The following is a 21,588-nucleotide window of genomic DNA, read 5'->3' as shown; positions in this document are numbered from 1 at the left end:
GACAGTACGGTCACCCCGGACACTCCCCAACCATTTCCCTCACCGTGAACCGAAGAAGAGCGGGCTCACGACCGGAGCGTCACACCATCACATCACCTGAATTGGGGTGGAGAGTCTGGCCCGTGTACAGATCGCCCGACGGGGAGGACGCCAGCAGCAGAACCGACGGGGCGATCTCCCCGGGGACCCCGAAACGTCCCAGCGGCAGTTCGCCCTCCTTCGCCGACTTCCACTCCTCGGTCATGGCATCCGTCAACGGCGTCACGACCGGACCCGGCGCGACACAGTTGGCCAGGATGCCGTCACCGGCCAGTTCCAGCGCCGCCGACTTCGTCAGTGCCACAACCCCCGCTTTCGCCGCAGCATAATGGGCGACCTCCACCCCGCCCTTCACCGCAAGCTGCGAGGCGACATTGATGATCCGTCCCGCACCTCGCTGGCGCATGAGCCGGGACTCCTCCCTCATCAGAAGAAAGACGCCGGTCAGGTCAATGTCGATCGTCTCCCTCCACATGTCCAGGGACATCTCCGGGAAGGGCGACTGGGTGAGGATCCCCTGCGAATTGACGGCGATGTCGAGGATTCCTCCGCCGTTGTCAGCCGCGGCGTCTACGGCGTCCTTCACCGATTCCTCGTCCCGGACATCGAGACGCACCGTGTGCACCGTTCCCACCAGTTCGTTCCTGGTTCGGTCCAGGCCGGCGACATCGATGTCTGCGACAGTGACAGTGCTTCCCAGTTCAGCGAAGGCAGCGGCAACGGCTCTGCCGATTCCGCTCGCCCCGCCGACAACGAGCACCGACCTGCCCTGAAGATCTTCGAACACACTCACAGAATTCTCCTTGTCCAGTTCATCTGAGGTTTCGGTCATTTGAGCTCCCGGTCGTTCCGGGACGCAGTTCCCGCATCATTCCCGCATCATTCCCGCATCGCGACGGTGAGGCCCCCGTCGACGATGAACTGCTGACCGGTGACGTACCGGGCCTCGTCACTCAACAGGAACCGGATCACCCGCGCAGTTTCTCCGGTGGTGCCGACCCTGCCCCACGGTATGAACTCACCCGCCGCCCGGAGACCGTCCGGCCCCAACGAATTGACCGGGTCGGACGACTGCGGAGACTCGATGAGGCCCGGAATGACGGCATTGACCCGGATACCCCGACGTGCCTGCTCCACCGCGGCGGAACGGACCAGGCCGAGGACGCCCGCCTTGCTCGTCGCATAGTGCGCATGGTCGGCCCATCCGTAGACTCCCCCGGCGATGGACGAGATCGCCACCAGTGATCCACCGTCGTCCATCCGCCGAATTCCTTCACGAAGTGTTCGCATGACCCCGTGGAGGTCGACCTGCAGCATGTCGTCCCAGTCGTCGTCGGTCATCTCGGTCAGGGGCCGGTTCCGCAGGATGCCGGCCGCAGCGACAACCGACCGCACCGTGCCGAACCTCTTCTCCGCAGCGTCGAACAGGGCGACTACCTCGGACGTACGTGAAACATCGGTCGGAACGACAAGGGCCTCGCCCCCGGCGTCCTCCACCAGGGACACCGTCTCCTGCGGATCGTGCGGGTCTCCCCGGAACCACGGGATGACGATATTGGCTCCCTGCTCGGCGAGCAGTTCCGCCAGAGACTGTCCGATACCGCTGGCGGCACCGGTGATCACCGCCGTCTGCCCCTCGAACTCGCTGTACACGGCAGGTCTTCCTGCCCTTCCGGTGGACTTCATGCCGGTGGACCTCATGCTGTCGCCTTCCATCAGTGCTTCACCGTCTCGACGTGCTTCGCGCCGAACATCAGCAGACCGGACACGAGCATCCCTCCGGCACCGACCCACAGGGCCGCGGATCCCAACCCGATTCCGGACGCCACGAGACCGGTGAGGATTGCCGAAGCGATGACGGTACCCGGCTGACCCATGGCCGCGATGAAACTCGACCCCGTGCCCCGGACGTGCGACTCGAAGCACTCTGCCTGGTAGAAGAGGATTGCGGCGTACGGGCCGAGCAGGAAGAACAGCGTGCCCATGTAGGTGATCAGGGTGAAGGCCAGGTTGCCCGGGCCCAGGACGAACGCCGCCCAGAACACCGACGCCATGATCCAGCCCATGATCACCACCTTCTTGCGCCCGATCCGGTCACCGAACCAGCCGTGGAAGACATAGCCGGCGGCAGCGACAAGGTTGGAGACGATCACGATGAACAGGGAGTAACTCGGCGAGACCCCTTTGACCCCTTCAAGCATCGTGGTTCCCAGGACAGAGGTGGTCGAGATTCCGAAGTAGTTCGCGATCCAGGCCAGTGACAGCACGATCGTGTTGCGACGGTTCTTTCCGCTGAAGATCTCGCGGAAGGGACTGCTGCTCTTCAGGGTGAGTCCGAACCGGTCGGCGATGACCCGGGCCTCATCCCCACGACCCTCCTTGACCAGACGGTCAAGGTACTGGTGCAACCGGTACTGGGGAGTCTCGTTGATCCCTTTCCGCAGCAGCAGGACGAACAGGGCGGGAACCGTGGCGATCACGAAGGCCCACCGCCATTCGCCTTCACCGAGCACCGCATTGACGACTGCGATGAATGCGGCGGCGAGCAGAGCTCCGATGGGCCAGCCGGTCTGCACGAAGCTGTAGATGAACCCGCGGTGCCTGCGGACCTTGTCCGAGTCAGTCAGTGCCAGTACCTCGTTGAGGTACGTGGCGTTGACGGACTGTTCGGCCATTCCGAATCCGGACAGGGACCTGAATCCGACGAGGGACGCCATGCCCGTGGAGATGCCGGTGAGGAACGAGGAGACCGCCGCACCACCGACCGTCACCATCATTCCGCGGCGCCGTCCGAGACGGTCGACGAACATTCCGACCAGGATGACCACGATGAACACGCCCACGGAGACGAGGGTGTTGGCGAGCAGGGCCGTGGTTTCGGACCAGCCGAAGCTCTCTTTGATGCGCGGCAGCAGGGTGCCGAACAGGATGAAGTCGTACACGGCGAGGGTCCAGGCGAAGAAGGCCAGGGTGGCGCCGCGCCGCGCCTCTGCGACGGGGATTCTGGGGAACTCACCGGAGGTGAGGTCGATCCCCTCTGGTTTGGGTGTGACTGTCGTGCTCATGACACGTGTGCCTCTCAGATGTGCATTTCATTGAACGGGGAGGGAGAAAAGCAGGGCAAAGCAGGGAGTAGGTGGGGCGGGGCGGTCATCTGGTGGAGAATGCGCCACGGACGTCGTCGGGGCCGGCCCCCCGGGACAGCAGGACCCACAGCAGCATGCGCGCCTGGAGTCCGTTGAGGTGACCTGCGGGAATGACGCCGCGAGCGGTCAGGTCGATCTCACTGCCGGCGAATCCGTAGGTGGATTCGAGAACTCGGCCACCACCGGTGCGGGAGGTGAGGATCACGGGCATCCGGGAGCAGATCCCGGTGATCGCCGGCACCTGCCACTCAGCTACGTGACCTCCTCCGAAGCCTTCGACCACGAGTCCGTCGTAGGGACCGTCGGCGATGTGACGCAGGATGTCGTCGGAGTCCCCGAGTGTGGAGCGGTAGACGGCGATCCTGGCGTCCTGTCCTCCGATGGGGAGAGCCGGCCTCCGTGCCGGTACGGAGTAGTAGCTGGGCCGGTCTTCGACGACCTCGCCGACCGGTCCGGCACCGTCCGAGACAAAGGCGTCCACTGCACTGGTGTGGGCCTTCCGGACCAGTCCCGCGGCGTGGATCCTGTCGTTGACGACCACGAGGGGACCACGCCCCGCGCTCGACGGATCACCACCGACGAGGATGGCGCTGCGCAGGTTCCTGGCACCGTCGGCACCTGTCTCATCAGGGTTCCTCATGGCCCCGGTGAAGACCACCGGTACCGGGGAATCCCAGGTCAGATCGAAGAAAAACGCCGTTTCCTCCAGGCTGTCGGTGCCCTGGGTGACGACAACGGCATCCACTCCCCGGTCCACCATGGCGCGTGCACGGCGGTCCAGGGTACGCAGGGTGTCGAAGGTGAAGGACGCGCTGGGCAACTGCGCCGCCTGTTCGGCGATGACGTCGAAACGGTTGTCGTCGAATCCGGCCGAGTCGATGAGCTGCGCGGCAGTCAGCGACGGCACAACTCCGGTGCCTGTTCCGGCCGAGGTGCTCGAGATGGTTCCGCCGGTGGCGAGGTATCCGATTAGGGGATGTCTATGCATGTTCTGGGTGTGCTGTCTGTCCGGGTAGGTGTGTGCAGAGGTGACTGTCGGACGGGGTCACGGCTGTGACGTGGATGCCGTGGTCGTCCACCCGGACGTCGAGACGACCGCCCGGGGTGTCGACCGTCTGCCGGGTCGGGGGGAAGTTCGCGGAGACCTGTCGCCGCCACAGCGCAGTGCGCCACAGTGAAATGCCCAGGGACGCCCAGCCTGCGGCGTCGAGGACACCGTCGGCGGTCTCCGTGGGAGTACAGGTGCGGTGGTCGGGCACGAGGGAGATCCGGGACGCCGACAGGCTGACCAGGCCACGCTGGTGGAGCCATTCCAGCAGTCCGTCGAGGGAGTCGTGGCGGACCTGCCTGCCTGTGGGCTCCCTGACGATCCATGCCCTGGTCTGTTCATCGGCGGTGACGGTGCACCGTCGCGGGTCCAGTTCGCTGTTGAGCAGCATGCTCGCGGCCTGCCTGGCACGGCGGCGTCCCTGCGGGGTGTCCTCCACTCCGGCGGTGAACCAGTCCTGCCGACTTCCGCCCGATCCGCACATTCCGCACATGGTGGATCAGTAGTCCCGCGGGCGTTCGGTGCCCTCGAAGGGGAAGCGCCGCCGGAAATCATCGGCGATCTCGCCCATGGTGGTGAACTCGACGCCCTCGAACTCCTTCATGTAGTTGATCAGGCGCTCGAGCATGAGCAGCACCTGCGGGCGCCCGGACACGTCAGGGTGGATGGTGATCGGGAACACCGCGTAGTCCAGTTCGCGGTAGACCCAGTCGAACTGGTCCTTCCAGAGCTGTTCGATGTCGTTGGGGGAGACGAAGCCGTGTGAGTTCGCCGAGGACTTGATGAACATCATCGGGGGCAGGTCATCGACGTACCAGTTCGCCGCCACTTCGACGAGGTCGATCTCCCTGCCGAACTCCAGCGGCTTCATCCAGTACTCGGGGGCCCTGGTGTAGTCGATGGGGGTCCACTTCTCTCCGACGCGCGAGTACCAGGGGACGAAGTCCTTGTGGGACTGCGAGTGGTCGTAGGTGTAGCCGAACTCCTTCAGGACTGTCGGTGTGTACGAGCTCATCTCCCACCAGGGGGCGGTGTAACCGCGGGGCGCTTTGCCCGCAAGCTCGGTGAGAAGCTCGGTCGCCTTCTCCACCACGTCGTGCTCCTGCTGGGGGGTCATGGCGACGGGGTTCTCGTGGGAGTATCCGTGACCACCGACCTCGTGGCCGGCGTCGACGATGGCCCGGCACTGGTCCGGGAAGGTCTCAAGGGAATGTCCCGGGATGAACCACGTGGTCCGAAGGTCATGACGGCTGAACAGTTTGAGCAGGCGGGGGATCCCCACCTCGCCCGCGAAGATGCCGCGCTGGATGTCGTTGGGGGAATCGGCTCCTCCGTACGAGCCGAGCCAACCGGCTACGGCATCGATGTCGATACCGAAGGACACAAGGATTTTCTTGGACACGATCTACCTTTCTGCAAGAGGTGCAAACGTTCTTGCCGATTGACAATATGGAGATGCTGTTGCGCGGATGTTACGTGATAATCACGCGTTCGTTGCGGTGTATCGCCATTTTCGTTGACTGCAAAGGTTTGCATCAGTTTGCCAATCAGTTGCGAGAACATGTCAACTCTGGTAGGTCTTGCGGTGACGGACGGAGGGATATGACGGCAGACGGCGCAGTTGGTTCCGGCCGGCACGACCAGCCGGTGACCCTCAAAGATGTCGCCCGGGCGGCGGGTGTGCACATCTCGACGGTCTCCCGGGTCCTCCGCCAGCAGGAGCCCGTGCACGGGTGGACCGACACAGCCCTGCGGGTCCGTGAGGTCGCCGCCCGTCTCGGCTACCGGCCCAATTCCCTGGCGTCAGGCCTGCGCACCAACCGGTCCCACTCGATCGGCCTCCTGATGCCGAGGCTCACCGACACTGTCATCGCCACCATCTGTGAGTCCATCGAGGACGCCGCCAGGTACGCGGGCTACCAGACTCTGCTGACCGCTCCGCCGGACACGATGAACTCCCAGATGGAGTCACTGGACTTCCTGCTGTCCCGGCAGGTCGAGGGCGTCATCGCCACTTCCCTGCACCGTGATGACTCGCTCTTCCTCGACCGACTGTCACGGCTGCCGATTCCTTTCATCACCGCCAACCGCCACATCGACCCCTGCATACCGGCGGTGGTCAGCGACGACTTCGACGGCGGGCGCAAGGCCACGGAGTACCTGATCAGTCTGGGACACACGCGCATCGGAATTGTCGCCGGACCGCGGCATGCCTCAACAGGCTACGACCGACTTCAGGGCTACCGTCAGGCTCTCGAGTCCGCGGGGATCCCGGCGGACGAGTCTCTCGTCATCCACTCGGAATGGGAGGTGCAGGGGGGCGTGCTCGGCGCCCACGCACTTCTCTCCCTGGCGGACCCCCCCACCGCCATCTTCGCGGTCAACGACACTGCCGCAATCGGTGTGATGGGTGCTGCCCACCAGCGGGGGCTGTCCATCCCCCGGGATCTCTCACTCATCGGCTACAACGACATCCCGATCGTGGCACAGCTGCCGATTCCACTGACGACCGTGCGTTCGGATCTCACGCTGATGGGTTCAACGGCGGTCCATGAACTGATCTCCGCCATCGAAGGTGGACAACTGCACAGTGTGACGCTGCCCGTCTCCCTCATTGTCCGGTCCTCGACGGCCGAACGTCACTAGGACCCCCCCGGTTCTTCCCTGCCCCGGAGCTGTCCCGTACCGGTGCTCCGGGCGTTGTCGCGTGCACTCTTCCACGGCGTGTCCGCTTCCTGTGCAGGCCCGGTGGTCGCTGTACCTGCAGGACAGCCGGCGGTGACAGACCGATGCGGCCCGGCCCCGGGTCTGCGTATCATCCTGAGAAAGAAGCTTACCGTTAGTAACTAACGAACGATGAATCAGATAAAGATAAAACAAATCCCCCCGGTGTAGACCGAGGGGTTGTTCTGCTCTGATGGTGTCAGAATCAGAGGGAACCGAAGATGGTACCGAGGAGAGTGGTGGCAACCTCGCCGATGTTGCCGAGGATCTCGATGATGATGTCGGTGATACCGGACATGATTACTCCTTGAATGTAGTGAATGTGGACGTCTCGCACCTGACGGTCCGTGACCCCAGTTAGTCTACCGGATGTATCTGCACTGCATTATCTGTAACTGAGAATATAACATGTTCCGGGGGGAGCTGGCCGATCGTCGAATCCTGTTTCACCTGATAAAGAGCGCGTCGGCGTCCGGAGCTCGGGGGGGAGGGGAAGACTGACCACAGGTTCCTCAGTGCACCGAAGCCGGTCCCGTCGGCAACACAGTTCTCCCGGCGCCCGGCAGCGACGTTGTTCTGCGGGGAGGGTTCTCCGACCGGCCCGGTGAAATCCCCGCCGCCACCGGACTCTGCGTGCCGCTCCGACCGGGTCGAGGGATACCTCATGTGGCGCAGGGACGGACGGCTCCCGGACCGCCCCTGGGACCGACCCTGGGACCGACCCGGGACCGACCCCGGGACACCGTCGGGAGAGACGTCAACGGCAGCCCGTGGCGTCCAACGGAGCCCCCCCCTCGGATACGGGACCCCGACTTCGAGCGCCGATGAGGGACGCGTCCCGTGCGTCCTCCGCGGTCCAGGCCTCCGCCAGTCCAGGCCTCCACAGTCCAGGCCTCCACAGTCCAGGCCTCCGCGGTCCAGGCGTCCGGCCAATCCAGGCAGCGGCGATGAGGCTGAGACAGGACGGACCCCTTCCGACCCGTGCACGCGGCATGCGAGAAGCAGCGGAAGAAAGGTCAGACCACTTACATGAGCCGCCTGGTTAACTGCGGGAAACAGGGGCAGTCGCGCCCGAACGAGGTCGAGGGCTTCCCCGGCGTAGTCCCCGGTGAGGTGACTTTCAGGAGGTGTCTCCGTCCACCGGACCTCCGTGTTGCACCGCACGATTGCACCGCACGGTACTGCCGGATCGAAGAGACTCTGGTGGGAGAAGGTCGGGCGTGAGGAAGTCGAGCGTGAGGAGGCCTGCGTTGTCGGAGGCTCGCCCGGTTCTCCGCCGTGTGGGACATGCCCGGATGGAGTATGTCCTGGCGACGGTCAGCGAGTGTTCCTGTACGCACGTCGCATGAGGGACCCTTCCGGCGACAGAGTGCCGGTCACCGTGGACAGCGCTCCCCCGATACTGAGGGGCAGGAAGTCGTGAGCGCGCGTCTGCGGTGCGGGCAGACTCGCGGTGGAGCGCCTCCGTGGCGGGTGGCGCACGCAGGGTTCCGCTTGCCGGGATCGGTTTCACGTGAAACCGCATGGCGGGTTGCCCGCCAGCTGTCCGTACACGGCGGAAAGCATTCTACGAGCAGGGCGGAGCATGGGCCGACCGGCCACCTGGAGGCGATCGGAAACCAGGTAGCCGGGACCCGGTCGGTCAGTTGACCAGGTCCCTCTTCACCACCTTGCCGATGACATTGCGGGGCAGGGGCTCGGTCTGGAGCACGACGTCCCTCGGCACTGCCGGGGTGATGAGGTTCTCCTCGACGAACTTGCGGACATCATCCTCGGTGACTTCGGCGGTACCGTCGACAACGACATAGGCCTTCACACGCTGGAAGGTCTTCTCGTCCTCCACACCGGTGCAGTAGGCGTCGTGGACACCCTCGATCCGGCAGATGAGGTCGGAGACCGAACTCGGCCAGATGTTCTCCCCGCCGACGATGATCATGTCATTGTCCCGACCCAGGACAGTCAGGCGTCCTGAAGCGGGGTCGATGATCCCCCGGTCCCCCAGGTTCAGCATTCCGGCGGTCTCCTCCGCCTGGTCCCGGTCACCCAGATAGCCCTTCATGGCCATCATGGTCCGTGCGTGGATGATACCGACCTGACCCGGTTCGACCTCGCGGCCCTCCTCGTCGAGGAGTGCGACGCGTCCGTTCCAGACCGGGAAGCCGGCGGTCGTGGGATCCGCCTTGATGTCCTCGGGACCGGCCCAGGCGATGAGGAGACTCTCGGTGGACCCGTAGGCGGAACCGAGGATGTACCCGTACTGCTTCTCCAGGCCGAGGACGAGATCCTCGCTCATCGCGTTACCGGCGTTGACGATGAACTTCACCGAGGAGTGGTCGTACTTGCCCGGGTTCGCGAGGTCGACCGCCAGCTGGTCCTTGAGGAAGACCGCAGAGCTGATGATGCCGTCACACTTGTATTTGTCCACCTGGCGCAGCACATTCTCCGGGTCGAAGACCCTCTGGGTGACGATCGTGCACCCTGCCAGCAGCGCGATCACCGAGACCGCCCAGCCGAGCACGTGGAACATACTCGCGGTGAGCTGCAGAGTGGACCCTGCCTTCACTCCGAGGCTACCGATGGCCGGGCCGAGGACGCCCAGAGGCAGTGTCGGCTCTCCGTGGCTCACCGCCTTCGGCGTCCCTGAGGTCCCCGAGGACATCAGCACCACACCGCCCTGGTTCACCTTCTTCGGCAGTGAATCGTCACCGGTGCCCGGCGCGGCCCAGAGGTCCTGGATGGTGGGGAAATCAATGTCGGTGCGGTGACCGGGACCGGCCCACGCGTGCACGATGGTGAGCCCCTCGACATCTGTCGGAAGCTTGTCGTCGAACTCCGAGTCCGCGAAGAGGACATCGAGGTTGTGCTCCACGGCAATGTCGTGGAGCTGCTGGCGGCTGGCCCCGACGTTGAGAAGGAAGACGGTGTAACCCAGGTAACCCTTGGCGGACAGGGGAATCATGAAACCCCGTCCGTTGCGTGCGAGGATGCCGACCCTGCTCTTCTCGGTGATCCCCCGGCTGGCGAGCACCCGGGCGGTGAGACGGGCCTGGGTCCGTAGTTCCCGGTAGGTGAGTTCCCCGTCATCGTCGATCAGTGCGGTGCGGTCCGGGTACCGGGCGGTGCCGGCCTCGAGCAGACCCGTCATGGAGGCACCGTAGCGGGCAAGATTACGGAATGACGCCAGGTGCTGGGATGCCGTCCCCCCTTTGAGGAGGCCGGTACCGAGAACGGCCTTGCCGCCACGTAGCATGCCCCTGGCATCTCTGACGAACTGCTGGCGTTCAGAGCTGTCGAACACATTGATCACGGGGAAGAGCCTTCCTGTCTGGGGTGGGTGGCCTCAAGGACCACTACCATATCCCTTTTGAAACGATTCTGTCGCAACTATCGGTTATGTGGGCAGATTGTTACAGTCTGCAGCGCATCTGCCCCGGGGCCCGGGCTGCCGGACCTGCTGTCCGACCTGCTGCCGGCCCCTTCCGGTCGCCGAGGCTACCCGCGGAGATTCTTCCCCGGTCACCCCCGGCAACACAGTCACACGGATGTAGTTTTGTGTGACTGATGTTTCTGGTGTTGCAGCAGGTACAGTAGTGGTCACGGACACCTGGCGGAAAGTCACGGTAGTGTAACGTGCTATCCGAGAACGGCGTTCGTCACCATGCCGGCCGGCGGTTCAGGGAGCCCTGACGCCGGAGCAACGAATCCGTGCACACGACGGGCTTGACGGACCGTCGGAGACAGAGACAACGAGAGGATGCTCAGCACCTATGAGCGCACGCCACACGAAGGAAAGGTCGGCCGGGAACTCCCTGCGGCACCGGATCGCGGGAACTGCCCTGCCTCTTATACCCATCTAGCTGCGTATAAGAGACAGACCGTGGACAGCGCTCCCCCGATACCGAGGGGCAGGAAGTCGTGAGCGCGCGTGTGCGGTGCGGCCCGCCTCGCGGCGGAGCGCCTCTGCGGCGGGCTCGCGGGTCGCGGCGGCGACAGCCGGAGCCGCCGGGGGGACGGCTGCATCGGCGAGGAGGATCTGGGTCCGGGTACGGGTCGCTGATACACACCTAGAGGTGTAGAAGAGACAGCCGCGAACCCCGACCTCTACAACTACCTGGCGGGCAAAGGACTGCCCCTGCCGAACCCGGTCCTGTCCGGTTCCGGCTGCGGGACAGACAACCGCTTCAGTGACGCCGTCCGCGACGGGAGCCAACTGCCCACCGACAACTACTCATGTGCGGGAGCCTCCTACCGCACCGGCGGCATGCACATCATCGACCAGATCAATGTCGCACGTGACAGGGGGGCGCTGACGCCCGAAACCAGACAGGTCGTGCTTTTCGCCGGTACGAACGACACCTACCCCTACGTGCTCAACGACCACATGCCGGTCCCCCAGATCCGGGAGAACCTCCGGGCCTCCATCAGTGATGCTGCTCGCGCCGCCCGGGAGGCGGCACCGAGCGCAAAGATCAAGATCGTCGGCATGCCCCAGGTCTCCAACGGTGCCGGAGAGGTCTGCCCCGTCAACGTCGTGCCCAACCTTCCCATGTCCCTGCCCTTCGTACAGATCGGAGAGATCGAGACCGCCCTCGAGGACGCGGGACGTGCGGCCGCCTCCGACACGGATTCCACCTGGGTCTCCCTCAAGCAGGTCAGCCGCGGTCACGAGATGTGCTCGAACGACCGGTGGGTCACCGGCCTCATCGACACGACCTCCGAACGCCGCAACCTCCCGCTGCACATGACGGACACCGGTCTCCGCACCATCGGCAACTACGTCGGCAAGTTCAAGTGACGAGGTGGTGCCGGTGAGCGGTGGAACTGCTCCGGCACCCGTATGACCCTCCGACTGTGAGCCACCGTCACAGACAGGGACGCCGCGACCCGCACGGGTCGCGGCGTCCCTTTTCGTCCCCGGTCTTTCTCCCGAAGTCAACGACCACCTGCGCCGTCAGTGTCGCCCTCACCGTCGCCCTCACCGTCACTGTCCTCCCCCACCTGTGCCCCACTCCCCCGTGCGACCGGAAGACAGGATCCGGAGTTGCACGGCCGGGTTGGCGGGAAGGTACGGCATCTTTCCCCGTTCGGCACTTCCCAAAAGAAAGCATTGGTGTTAACCTGGTCGCGGAAGTCAGAAACACGAACTCAGGAGTATGGACATGAGCAGGATTCTCGTCTTCGGGGCAGCCGGTACCGCCGGCTCCCGGATCACGGCAGAGGCACTGAACCGCGGACATGAGGTAGTTGCCGCGGTACGCCACCCGGACAGTGCGACCGTCGACAGCAGGGCCGAGGTCGTCAAGGGCGACGCCCTCGACGCGGACTCCGTCCGGGAGCTCGCCGCCGACGTCGACGCCGTCGTCATCGCTATCGGCACCATGACATCGTCCCCCTGGGCCGACGCAGCCCGGACCGTCACCGAAACCGTCGCGGGACTCGACAATGACCCCTACATCGTCCACATGGGCGGCGGGGCTTCCCTGCTCGGCCCTGACGGCAGGCGGATCGTCGACTCCGAAGGATTCCCGGAGGCGTTCATGCTCCCCGCCCGCGGTCAGACCGAAGCCCTCGACTGGTACCTCGCCAACGCAACCGGACTGGGCGTGCGGTGGACCTTCGTCTCCCCGCCCCCGGTCGACTTCAAGCCCGGTGAGCGGACCGGCAGCTACAGGACCAGTCTGGACACCCCGGTCGTCGATGACGGAGGCGCGTCGCGCATCTCCTACGAGGACTTCGCCGTCGCCCTCGTGGACGAGATCGAGTCCCCGAAGTTCGTCGGCAGGCGCTTCACCGTCGGCTACTGACAGGGACCGCAGGCGGGAGCTACTGTCCGGGCAGCAGTCGGAGCCCCGGAAGGGCAGCACCTCCCTCTACCGGAGCCTCCAGTAGTTCCCGGCGTGAATGGCACCCCGTGGCACACCTGCCTTTCGCAGCGAGCAGACCAGTTGCCGCGTGAAGGAGCGCTCCCCCGCGATACCGACAAGATCCGGCACAGTCGACAACCGTCCTCCGTCGACCAACGGCTCCGGACCGACCGGGGTGAGAACTCCGGCCGCGTCCGCGAGAACTGCCTCCGCAAAGCGCTTTTCCGGGGTCCGGTCCCCGCTGCGCGCGGGTACCGTGACCACCGAGACGTGTCCGCCGGGATGGCGTCCTTCTGCAGCCGCCACCGTACCCGGGATGTAGAGGGCCGTCGGTACAGACGGCGGGGTCTCTGCGGCGACAGCCAGAGCCGCCGGAGCGCCGGCTTCATCGGCGATGAGGATCTGCGTCCGTGTACCGTCCGGCACCCGGTACCGACGCCCGTTGTCGATGACCCGGACAGCGGTTCCCGGCCCGGCCCCCCGCGCCCAGGTGGTGAGCGGACTGTCACCGTGGAGAAGGATGTCGAAGTCGATCTCGAGCTGTTCCGGGCGGTAGCCGCTGACCGTCAAAGGACGGCGGAGCGGGCGGGTGAGTGCCGCAATGAAGCCCCACTGCGCTGCCCCGGTCCACGGATCCGAGACCGTCGGCCACATGAACCTCCGGGCCTCCTCCGCCGGCCAGGGAATCAGCAGTGTGCACCGGTGGTCGCCCCCCTGATAGCGGAACTCCTCAAGATCGAATCCGCTCAGCGTCACCCGGAGGACATTCTGCGCGACCGTCCGCCGACCGACGAGCGTCAGTTCATACCTTCGGGCCCACGCCGGCCGTATCTGCGGCCGCCGCATGCGTCGAACGGCACTGCTGTTGTTGACATCCATGGAGTTCAGCTTTCTCGACGGGGCGGTATCTCCGGCATCATGACACACTTGATCAGGACACCCTTAGTTAGACTTGATCAGGGTACCATAACGTACCGTAAGTGACTGTCCTGATCCAGACCCTCCAGGAGCGTTATGCCACCCCACAGATACTCCCGACAGGACGTCATCACCGCCGCCCTGGACCTGCTGAACGAAGAAGGACTGGACGCGGTCACCGTCCGCGGAGTCGCCAGGAGAATGCATGTCAATGTCAACACCGTGTCCTTCCAGGTCGGCACCAAAGCCCGTCTCCTCGGACTGATGTCGGACGAAGTCCTGACACATCTGTCCCTGGAGGACCTTCCCGACAACGGCCTTGACCGGGTGCGGGAGATCCTGAGACGGTACCGGAAGACTCTCCTGATGTACCGCGACGGTGCCCGCCTGACCGCAGGTAACGCACCCTTTGAAGAGCACACCCTCGAACTCACCGAGGAGCTTGTGTCCTCTCTGAGCGCCGCAGGCGTGCCCGACACGCAGTGTGCGCTCGGCATGTGGGCTCTCTTCTATTACCTGCTGGGTATCACCCAGGAACAGCAGGGTTCGCAGTACCACCCGGCCGCCGAAACTGCCCCGGCCTCAGACAGATACCCCACTCTGCACCGTCTTCGCGGAGACATTTTCTCCGAGGACTTTGACCGGCGCTACGAGTTCGGAGTTGAAGCCGTTCTCGCCCGTCTCAGTGTGGCCGCTGAAGAGTGCTGAAGAGCTCTGGCGCTGGCAGGGGCTCTCCTGTCAGACCGCAGAATCACGGTTTCACGTGAAACCGGCGACGCCTTCCGGTCCGGAACCGCTGTACCGGTGACAGGCCCGCAGCTGGAAGCCGGGGGATGCCGGTCCGCCATGAGAGACAGACATACTGCATCGGGCCGGCCCACTGATCAACTGTCCGCGCGTTCTGTGTCGACATACGCAGTGGCCGCCGAGGCAGCATGCAAAGGAGCGATCTCGCGGGCGATCCGGGCAGTCATGACCTCTCTGCGCTCAAAGGCGTCCGCACCCACAGGAAGATGCAGAGGCAGGGTCTCACCCGAGGTGACCTGGTAGATGAAAGCCGCACCCTTGACCGGGTCGCCGAGCTGGGTGTGGTTGGCCTCCCCGGCCCAGTCGAGAGTGACGTGTGCAGGCGTCCCGTCATAATCGGGAATGCGGCGTTCAGGCAGCTGGACCGAACTGGCATCGAGGAAATCGGTGCGGAACACACCAGGTTCGACGACCATGCTCTGAATCCCGAAAGGCTCCAGCTCGGCAGCGAGAGCTTCACTGACGCCGGCTACCGCGGCTTTCGATGCCGAGTACATGCTCACTCCCGGCTCTCCCTCGAAACCTGACCGGGAGCCGATGTGCACCAACTTGCCTCCGCCGGCTGTGCGCATATGAGGTAGAACAGCGCGTGTGGTGTTGATCAGACCGAACACGTTCACGTCGAACAGAGACCGGGCCTCGGCGTCACTGATCTCCTCAAGTGCACCCAACAGCCCCCGCCCGGCATTGTTCACCAGGACGTCGATCCTGCCGAACTTCCCGACCACCTCTTCGACGGCCCGGTAAATCTGGTCGGTATCGGTGACATCCAGACCTACCGTAAGTACCTCTTCACGCTCGCGTATGTCCTCCGGGACCGAGTCAGGGCGGCGGGCCGCAACTGCCACCTTCTCGCCTCCTGCCACCGCAGCTCGAGCGATCTCCACCCCGAGTCCCCGGGATGCTCCAGTAACCAGCCAGACTGACATGGCATTCTCCTTCTCCTCGATCTGAGTGCCGCCGTGTCGCGACAACAGTCAGTGTCAACCACACTGCTACACCTCAGAAGGTCCGGTCATGCCCGGGACAAAATGGGCCACCCTTCACCCGCCTCCCGAGTGCGATAATCTCAGCCATGGACAAGTCGCTCCAACCGACTCTTGCGGGTTTTCTACGTGCGTCCCGCAGCAGGCTCACCCCTGAGCGCGTGGCCATCACCGACACAGGCAGACGACGCGTGGAGGTCCTGCGCCGCGAGGAGCTGGCAATGCTTGCCGGCGTCAGCGTCGACTACTACACCCGGCTGGAACAGGGCCGCAGCAGAAGTGCTTCCGCCGAGGTCCTCGAAGCACTCGCGGATGCCCTCCAGCTCAATCAGATCGAACGCGCCCACCTGCACACCATCGCTCGTCCCACCCTCGCACGTCGGCGCAGGGCGGCCGGGCTGCAGCAGCTCCACCCGGAGACCCGTACCCTGCTCGAAGACTTCGACGCCGCCCTCCGCCCGGCGTTCGTACTGGGTCGAAGACTCGACGTCCTCGGACAGAACCGGTTGGCAGGACTTCTCATCGCCGATTTCTCCGCCATGCCCCGCGTCGAGCGCAACCAGGCCCGTTTCGTTTTCCTCGAACCCCACGCCCGTGAGCTCTACTCTGACTGGGACCTGGTTGCCACCGACACTACAGCGATGCTCTGCGTCGATGCAGGACGTCACCCCGATGACCCCGACCTCAGTCAGCTCATCGGGGAGCTATCGATCCGCAGTCCCGAATTCCGCCGGCTCTGGGCCCGACACCGGGTCTATGAACGCACCACAGGTACAAAGGTCTACCACCACCCGGTCGTCGGCGACCTCACCATCACCTACCAGGCACTGAAACCTACCGGAGACCCAGACCAGACGCTCATCGTCTACCGTACCGATCCCGGTTCCCCGTCCGATGACGCTCTCCGTATGCTGTCGCGGGCTGGCGGTGAACATCCTGATGGCGACGCCGTGAGCAGTGAACTACTCCGTACACCGCACGCAGGGGACGCCGAATGAGCTGACTTGACCCAGCCCTACTCCTCCGGGAGTACCCGAGATCCCTTGTCGAAGGTCCCGGACACCGGAGAATCGTGACCGAGTGCACCAGGGTAGGCGGACGACTGTGAGATCAGGCGAGTCCGCCGTTGGTGAAGATGGTCTGCCCGTTCACCCACCGGGCAGGCCCGGCGAGGAACGCCACGGTCTCCGCGATGTCCTCCGGCTGACCAAGGCGCTCCAGGGGCGCAGCCTTCGACAGGCCAGCGATCTGCTCCCCGGTCTTGCCTTCGAGGAACAGCGGTGTAGCGGTCGGCCCAGGGGCCACGGCGTTGACGGTGATGTCCTTCCCGCGCAACTCACGTGCCAGGATCAGGGTCAGCCCCTCGACAGCGGCTTTACTGGCCACGTACGGGCCGTAGCTGGGGAACTGGGCGCGGGTGACGGTGGTGGAGAAGTTGATGATCGATCCGCCCGCACGCACCCGTCGCGCCGCCTGCTGCGAGACAAGGAACGTGCCGCGCACGTTCGTGCGCATCAGCCGGTCGAAGGCATCGATGTCGTACTCCGCGATCGGTGCCAAAATCATGATCCCCGCGGTGTTCACAACCACGTCTATGCCGCCCAAGGCGTCCTCCACCTTGTCGAACAGCTTAGCCACGGCGTGTTCGTCGGCGACATCCGCGCCGACGGTGACCGCCCGTCCCCCGGCATCCGTGATCTCGGCGACGAGGTCTTCGGCCCTGGACCTGTTGCCTGCGTAGTGCACGGCCACGGCGTACCCGTCGGCGGCAAGGCGCTCGGCGACCGCCTTGCCGATACCACCGGAACCACCGGTGACGAGGGCGGTGCGGAAAGTGTTATGAGTGTTCATGGTTGGGAATCTCCTTGTTTCCAGGATCAACGGATACCGCTCACGCGGGATGCGCGCGGGAGAAAAAGTGTGGTTCACTGCTGTCCGCGGGACTGTCTGCGAGGTACGCGGGTCAGGAAGAGCGGATGCGTTCGAGCCATTCGGCCAGCAGCACCGCTTCCGCTGAGGTGAACACCTCGGAATCGGCGAGTCCGGCTAGCAGGGTCGTCGCGGCGACCTGCTGCGCCCGGTCAGCGTCCGGGGCATGGTCGGTCAGGATCGCGCGCAGGGTGGCCTCGCGCATCACGGTGGACGCGGACTGGTCGGGGTACTGCTCCGGACGCAAGATGAGTGACAGAGCGATGCCGCTGTTTGCGGCCATCACGATCTGCGCGGCTTCCCCCACCTCCAGCCCAAGTCTGCCCTGTGCCGCGACGCGTTCCAGCACCCCGCAGAGCAGCTCCATGGCCTCACCGGCCGCGACCGGCCGCGTAGGCAGCGAGCTGGCGAACACAAGCCGGTAGGCATGGGGGTTGGCCAGCGCGAATGCAGTGTGGTTGTCCCACCCGTCACGCAGATCCTGTACCGGGTCATCTGAGGCGGTGGCTGTGCGCTTCGGGGCCAGGTACTGTTCCCACACCCGATCGGCCACTGCTGCCAGCAATCCGGCCTTGTCACCGAACATGCGGTACAGCACCGGTTGTCCGATACCGGCAGCCTCACACACTGCACGCGTGGAAAAGTCACCGGTATCTGATGCGGCGAACAGCTCCACCGCACGATCCAGAATCATTGATTTCTCAACCATGAAATCAACGATAACATATCGTAGCTCCCCTGACCTTCTCCGGTGGATGCCGGTGTTCGAACCCGCAGAACCGCCACATCACCTCGACGCTGATCACCAGGCAGCAGAATGAGCGGACCGCCACGACGCCGGGCTCCCGGAGACGGGTCTGCCCTGCCTGAAACGATGACCGGGCCGGGTAACGCGCGGAAATCTGCCACGACAGAAGCGAACCGAGTTGGCACCGGGACCGAGGCAGTGCACCGCGCCACCCCGTCGTATGCCAGCACCTTCAGGGATGGCCCGTGTCAACAGGGTCCCGGACCTCACTCCCCCGGTTCCCGTTTCTGCTCCGCTCGCCGACAGGGAATGACAGGCACCGTGCGGCGATGCCGAGCGGTCCGGCCGTCGATGTGCTGTCCTGCTCCGGAATGAACAGGTGCGGTGATGCCTGTACAGAAGGCGTCACAGCCGTGGGCCCGGTCTGAAGGCATGACGGCGCGCCACAAGTACGATCAGGAACGCGACGGCCGCCAGCGTGCCCACGACGGGCGGAAGTGCCCCTGCGGTGCTGTCGGCGAGGATGACTCCTCCGAGCGCGCCACCACCGAAGATCGCGAGATTCCAGGTCACGGTCATCATTGCCTGGGCGACATCGCCGTCCGTGCCGGCAGCATCGGCCAGCGCGGTCTGCAACTGCGTGGCCGCCCCGCCGAATGTCAGTCCCCACAGGACGACCGAGGCCCAGAACGCCATCGGCATGCCTCCTGCGGCCATCAGGACGACCCCGGTCACGGCGAATACCGCGGTTGCGGTCAGCACGAGGACACGCAGCATGCGGTCGACGAGGACACCGGTGATCCAGATGCTCACCAGCGAGGACAGGCCGAACACGAGCAGCGCGAGATCGACGCGTACGCCTACGCCCGTCCAGGCGATGTACGGGGCGATGTAGGTGTAGAGGAGGTTGTGGCCCAGCATCCATACGAGTGCCGTGACGAGGATCGGCGCGACGCCCGGCAGCCACATCACACGGAAGAGGGGCGTACGGTCCCCCTCACCCTGACCGGGACGGTCCGGGACTCCGAGGAGAACCCACACGATGAGGATGGCTGCCGCCAATGACATGACGACGAAGGCCCATCGCCAACCTAACCCCGTTCCCAGGAGTGTTCCCAGCGGGGTACCGATCGACAGGGCGATAGGCGTGCCGACCATCGCCACCGCCATGGCCCGACCACTCTGCCGGGGAGGGACAAGGCGGCGGGCGTAGCCGGCGAGCATGCCCCACAACAGCCCGGAGAACGCTCCCGCGACACCGCGGGCCACAAGCGCAAACTCATATGTGGGGGTCAGCGCAGTGGCGAGGTTCGCCACAAGAAACCCGGAGGCCCCGATGACCAGCAGTGGCTTGCGCCGCATCCCCCGGGTCAGGGCGATCGCGGGAAGGGCGGCGATCACCGTACCGGCGGCATACAGACTCACCCACTGTCCCGCCGCCGACTCACTCACGTCGAGGCCGGCGGCGATCTGCGGCAGGAGACCGGCGGGCATCGTCTCGGTCATGATGCATACGAATCCCGCCAGCGCCAGCGCCAGAAGCGCCCCGACGGGGAGCCTCGGATCAGTGTCAGATGTGTTCGCTGTCTCTCTCATCGTTTCAGTCACACGCCCTCCTCTATTTATGGATCGATTGTGCCATAACTAGGTTGCCACGGGTCAGGTAACTGAGCAAACTAGTTATGGCACGACCAACCCAGTGGAGAGGAACTCATATGCCTTCCCCCCGTAGCCCGGGACGACCGAGACGATTCGACGAAGACGAGGCGCTGGAAGCAGCGCTGCTGGTGTTCTGGCGCTGCGGGTACGCGGAGGCATCCATGAGCGCCCTGCGTGAGGCGATGGGAATGTCGAGCGCGAGCATCGAAAACGCCTTCGGCTCCAAGGCCGAACTGTTCTCGAAGGTGATCGAGTACTACCTCACCCGCTATGGCGCAGTCACCGAGGCCGCCACCGATCTCCAGTTGCCTCCCCGCGAAGCGCTACGGACTGCACTGGTGCAGTCGCTGGAGATGCAGACGGATCCCGGTCATCCGCCGGGATGCCTGATCGCCCTCACCTCACCGGCGGCATCACACCGCAACGCAGACACAGCACTGATGGGAACCCGTGCACGCAACATCACGAGAGCGCGCATACGGACGGCGATAGAGCGCGGAATCAGCGCCGGCGATCTTCCCGACTCCACCGACGTGGACGGCCTCACTACGACGTTCGACTCCTATCTGCTCGGACTCTCCGTCGAAGTCTGCGACGGAGTACCCGCCAAGGCACTCCACTCGTCGATCGACTACGTCATGAATGCGTGGATGAGTGTAGTCAACAACGAGTGAACACAGCGGACCGGAAAGCGCCGCAGTTTCAAGGCCGACTACAGAACCTTGCGCTGCCAAAGCGAATCGTCACTGTGACGCTGGACAGGGATTTCGATCACTAAGGTCGAGTTAAGAGTGCGGACCTGCAGAGACCCGAGGGCAGGCCAAAGACAGAAAGGCCCCCATTCCGAAACCGGAATGAGGGCCTGCCCTGATACTTCGCTTGTGGAGCTGAGGGGAATCGAACCCCTGACCTTCTGCTTGCAAAGCAGATGCTCTACCAATTGAGCTACAGCCCCGGAAAGTCCGTTGGTGGGCCTAGCAGGATTTGAACCTGCGACCTCGTCATTATCAGTGACGCGCTCTAACCACCTGAGCTATAGGCCCCTCGAACGAATGGAAACTATACAGCCCCCGCGGAGAAACAAGCAAACTACCTGTTCAGGACATGTTTCCCGGGAAAGGCGTTCCCGGGTCACATGACCTCAGTCTGTGCTCTTCATGCCCGGAGGATCCGTACGCGCACCCCATCCTTCCGACGCCGGTCCTGTCCCGGGCACCTCGTCGGCGTCCTCCGGCGGTGTGGTGTCACCCGGCCTGAAGTCACCCGGGGCGTCCTGCCCGGCGTCCTGCACGACACTTTCCACGGGGTCCTGCCCGGCGTCCTCCACGGCGTCCTCCACCGGGACGAGGGTGACCCGCAGGCCCCCCACATAGTGCGCGATACCGTTGTAGATGACCGCACACAGGGGACAGAGCAGAACCAGGGCCACGACCTCGACCGCACCCAGCGCAGCCGCGACACCGAAGTACATTCCGGCACTGACACCGTCCGAGGCAAGAAGGTCTCCCGCCAGGCTGTTCACCCGGTCACGGATACCGGTCGCTCCGAGCAGGATGTAGATCAGTGCCGCGGCGGCCATCCACGCGACGAACAGGCACGCGCCCACACCCGCCCCGATCCGGGCGGCACTGACGGGGCCGACGGACCGGACAATGCTGACGGTTGCGACCGCGTCGTCGCCGGAGCCGTCTCCCTCTGCTGCGGGCCCGTCGTCAGTCAC

General features: G+C 64.7%; 19 protein-coding genes and 2 tRNA genes. 6 read left to right on the top strand and 15 right to left on the bottom strand.

The window, feature by feature from the left end:
* Positions 1-79: 79 nt before the first annotated feature.
* The 6 genes from BN3906_RS08885 to BN3906_RS08860 all read right to left on the bottom strand — a co-directional run bounded on the left by BN3906_RS08885 (position 80) and on the right by BN3906_RS08860 (position 5,635).
* Positions 80-871, bottom strand: coding sequence for an SDR family NAD(P)-dependent oxidoreductase (locus BN3906_RS08885; RefSeq protein WP_187119925.1), 792 nt, complete (start codon positions 869-871; stop codon positions 80-82).
* Positions 872-918: 47 nt separating this feature from the next.
* Entirely contained in the window at positions 919-1,725 is an 807-nt protein-coding gene (locus BN3906_RS08880; protein ID WP_066589622.1) for an SDR family NAD(P)-dependent oxidoreductase, read from the bottom strand.
* Positions 1,726-1,754: 29 nt separating this feature from the next.
* Positions 1,755-3,104: an MFS transporter gene (locus BN3906_RS08875; RefSeq protein WP_066587325.1), complete on the bottom strand. Its 1,350-nt coding sequence runs from the start codon at positions 3,102-3,104 to the stop codon at positions 1,755-1,757.
* Positions 3,105-3,189: 85 nt separating this feature from the next.
* Complete coding sequence (locus BN3906_RS08870; RefSeq protein WP_066587324.1) at positions 3,190-4,173, bottom strand: asparaginase; 984 nt, start codon at positions 4,171-4,173, stop codon at positions 3,190-3,192.
* Entirely contained in the window at positions 4,166-4,717 is a 552-nt protein-coding gene (locus BN3906_RS08865; protein ID WP_066587316.1) for a hypothetical protein, read from the bottom strand. The genes BN3906_RS08870 and BN3906_RS08865 overlap by 8 nt, the downstream gene beginning before the upstream one ends.
* Before the next feature lie 15 nt (positions 4,718-4,732).
* Complete coding sequence (locus tag BN3906_RS08860) at positions 4,733-5,635, bottom strand: polysaccharide deacetylase family protein (protein ID WP_066587314.1); 903 nt, start codon at positions 5,633-5,635, stop codon at positions 4,733-4,735.
* A 200-nt stretch (positions 5,636-5,835) separates the two neighbouring features.
* Between BN3906_RS08860 and BN3906_RS08855 the strand changes: the two genes are divergently transcribed.
* Positions 5,836-6,879: a LacI family DNA-binding transcriptional regulator gene (locus tag BN3906_RS08855; protein WP_066587304.1), complete on the top strand. Its 1,044-nt coding sequence runs from the start codon at positions 5,836-5,838 to the stop codon at positions 6,877-6,879.
* Positions 6,880-8,599: 1,720 nt separating this feature from the next.
* On the opposite strand, the gene BN3906_RS08850 is transcribed toward BN3906_RS08855, so the two are convergent.
* Positions 8,600-10,264, bottom strand: a complete 1,665-nt coding sequence (locus tag BN3906_RS08850) for an AMP-binding protein (protein WP_066587301.1) — start codon at positions 10,262-10,264, stop codon at positions 8,600-8,602.
* Between the two features lie 804 nt (positions 10,265-11,068).
* Here BN3906_RS08850 and BN3906_RS08845 point away from each other — a divergent pair.
* Both BN3906_RS08845 and BN3906_RS08840 read left to right on the top strand, forming a co-directional pair.
* Positions 11,069-11,752, top strand: a complete 684-nt coding sequence (locus BN3906_RS08845; RefSeq protein WP_078057316.1) for a GDSL-type esterase/lipase family protein — start codon at positions 11,069-11,071, stop codon at positions 11,750-11,752.
* A gap of 364 nt (positions 11,753-12,116) precedes the next feature.
* Positions 12,117-12,761 (top strand): NAD(P)-dependent oxidoreductase, encoded by a 645-nt coding sequence (locus tag BN3906_RS08840; RefSeq protein WP_066589620.1) that lies wholly within the window; start codon positions 12,117-12,119, stop codon positions 12,759-12,761.
* 66 nt (positions 12,762-12,827) lie between these two features.
* On the opposite strand, the gene BN3906_RS08835 is transcribed toward BN3906_RS08840, so the two are convergent.
* Positions 12,828-13,700 carry a siderophore-interacting protein gene (locus BN3906_RS08835; RefSeq protein WP_066587294.1) on the bottom strand — a complete coding sequence of 291 codons (873 nt, stop codon included), beginning with the start codon at positions 13,698-13,700 and terminating at the stop codon, positions 12,828-12,830.
* A gap of 135 nt (positions 13,701-13,835) precedes the next feature.
* Between BN3906_RS08835 and BN3906_RS08830 the strand changes: the two genes are divergently transcribed.
* A complete protein-coding gene (locus BN3906_RS08830) occupies positions 13,836-14,447 on the top strand; it encodes a TetR/AcrR family transcriptional regulator C-terminal domain-containing protein (protein WP_066587292.1) in 612 nt (203 codons plus the stop codon).
* A 176-nt stretch (positions 14,448-14,623) separates the two neighbouring features.
* Here the strand turns inward: BN3906_RS08830 and BN3906_RS08825 are convergent, their stop codons facing one another.
* A complete protein-coding gene (locus BN3906_RS08825; RefSeq protein ID WP_066587290.1) occupies positions 14,624-15,475 on the bottom strand; it encodes an SDR family oxidoreductase in 852 nt (283 codons plus the stop codon).
* A 146-nt stretch (positions 15,476-15,621) separates the two neighbouring features.
* On the opposite strand from BN3906_RS08825, the gene BN3906_RS08820 reads away from it, so the two are divergent.
* Positions 15,622-16,530, top strand: coding sequence for a helix-turn-helix transcriptional regulator (locus tag BN3906_RS08820; protein WP_066587288.1), 909 nt, complete (start codon positions 15,622-15,624; stop codon positions 16,528-16,530).
* A 112-nt stretch (positions 16,531-16,642) separates the two neighbouring features.
* Here BN3906_RS08820 and BN3906_RS08815 read toward each other — a convergent pair whose 3' ends face one another.
* The 3 genes from BN3906_RS08815 to BN3906_RS08805 all read right to left on the bottom strand — a co-directional run bounded on the left by BN3906_RS08815 (position 16,643) and on the right by BN3906_RS08805 (position 19,817).
* Entirely contained in the window at positions 16,643-17,383 is a 741-nt protein-coding gene (locus BN3906_RS08815) for an SDR family oxidoreductase (protein WP_066587287.1), read from the bottom strand.
* A 112-nt stretch (positions 17,384-17,495) separates the two neighbouring features.
* Complete coding sequence (locus tag BN3906_RS08810; protein ID WP_066587286.1) at positions 17,496-18,170, bottom strand: TetR/AcrR family transcriptional regulator; 675 nt, start codon at positions 18,168-18,170, stop codon at positions 17,496-17,498.
* A 444-nt stretch (positions 18,171-18,614) separates the two neighbouring features.
* Positions 18,615-19,817 (bottom strand): MFS transporter, encoded by a 1,203-nt coding sequence (locus BN3906_RS08805; RefSeq protein WP_261796934.1) that lies wholly within the window; start codon positions 19,815-19,817, stop codon positions 18,615-18,617.
* A 107-nt stretch (positions 19,818-19,924) separates the two neighbouring features.
* Here BN3906_RS08805 and BN3906_RS08800 point away from each other — a divergent pair, with 107 nt between their 5' ends.
* Positions 19,925-20,542 carry a TetR/AcrR family transcriptional regulator gene (locus tag BN3906_RS08800; protein ID WP_066587281.1) on the top strand — a complete coding sequence of 206 codons (618 nt, stop codon included), beginning with the start codon at positions 19,925-19,927 and terminating at the stop codon, positions 20,540-20,542.
* A 208-nt stretch (positions 20,543-20,750) separates the two neighbouring features.
* On the opposite strand, the gene BN3906_RS08795 is transcribed toward BN3906_RS08800, so the two are convergent.
* The 3 genes from BN3906_RS08795 to BN3906_RS08785 form a co-directional block, all read right to left on the bottom strand.
* Positions 20,751-20,823 (bottom strand) — tRNA-Ala (locus BN3906_RS08795).
* Positions 20,824-20,834: 11 nt separating this feature from the next.
* A tRNA-Ile gene (locus tag BN3906_RS08790) sits at positions 20,835-20,911 on the bottom strand.
* Positions 20,912-21,009: 98 nt separating this feature from the next.
* Positions 21,010-21,588 (bottom strand): DUF3566 domain-containing protein, encoded by a 579-nt coding sequence (locus BN3906_RS08785; RefSeq protein ID WP_066587279.1) that lies wholly within the window; start codon positions 21,586-21,588, stop codon positions 21,010-21,012.

This window comes from Corynebacterium provencense (assembly GCA_900049755.1).
GTDB lineage: Bacteria > Actinomycetota > Actinomycetes > Mycobacteriales > Mycobacteriaceae > Corynebacterium > Corynebacterium neomassiliense.
Note: the sequence above shows the minus strand (reverse complement) of the source record. Positions and strands in the feature narration are given on the sequence as shown.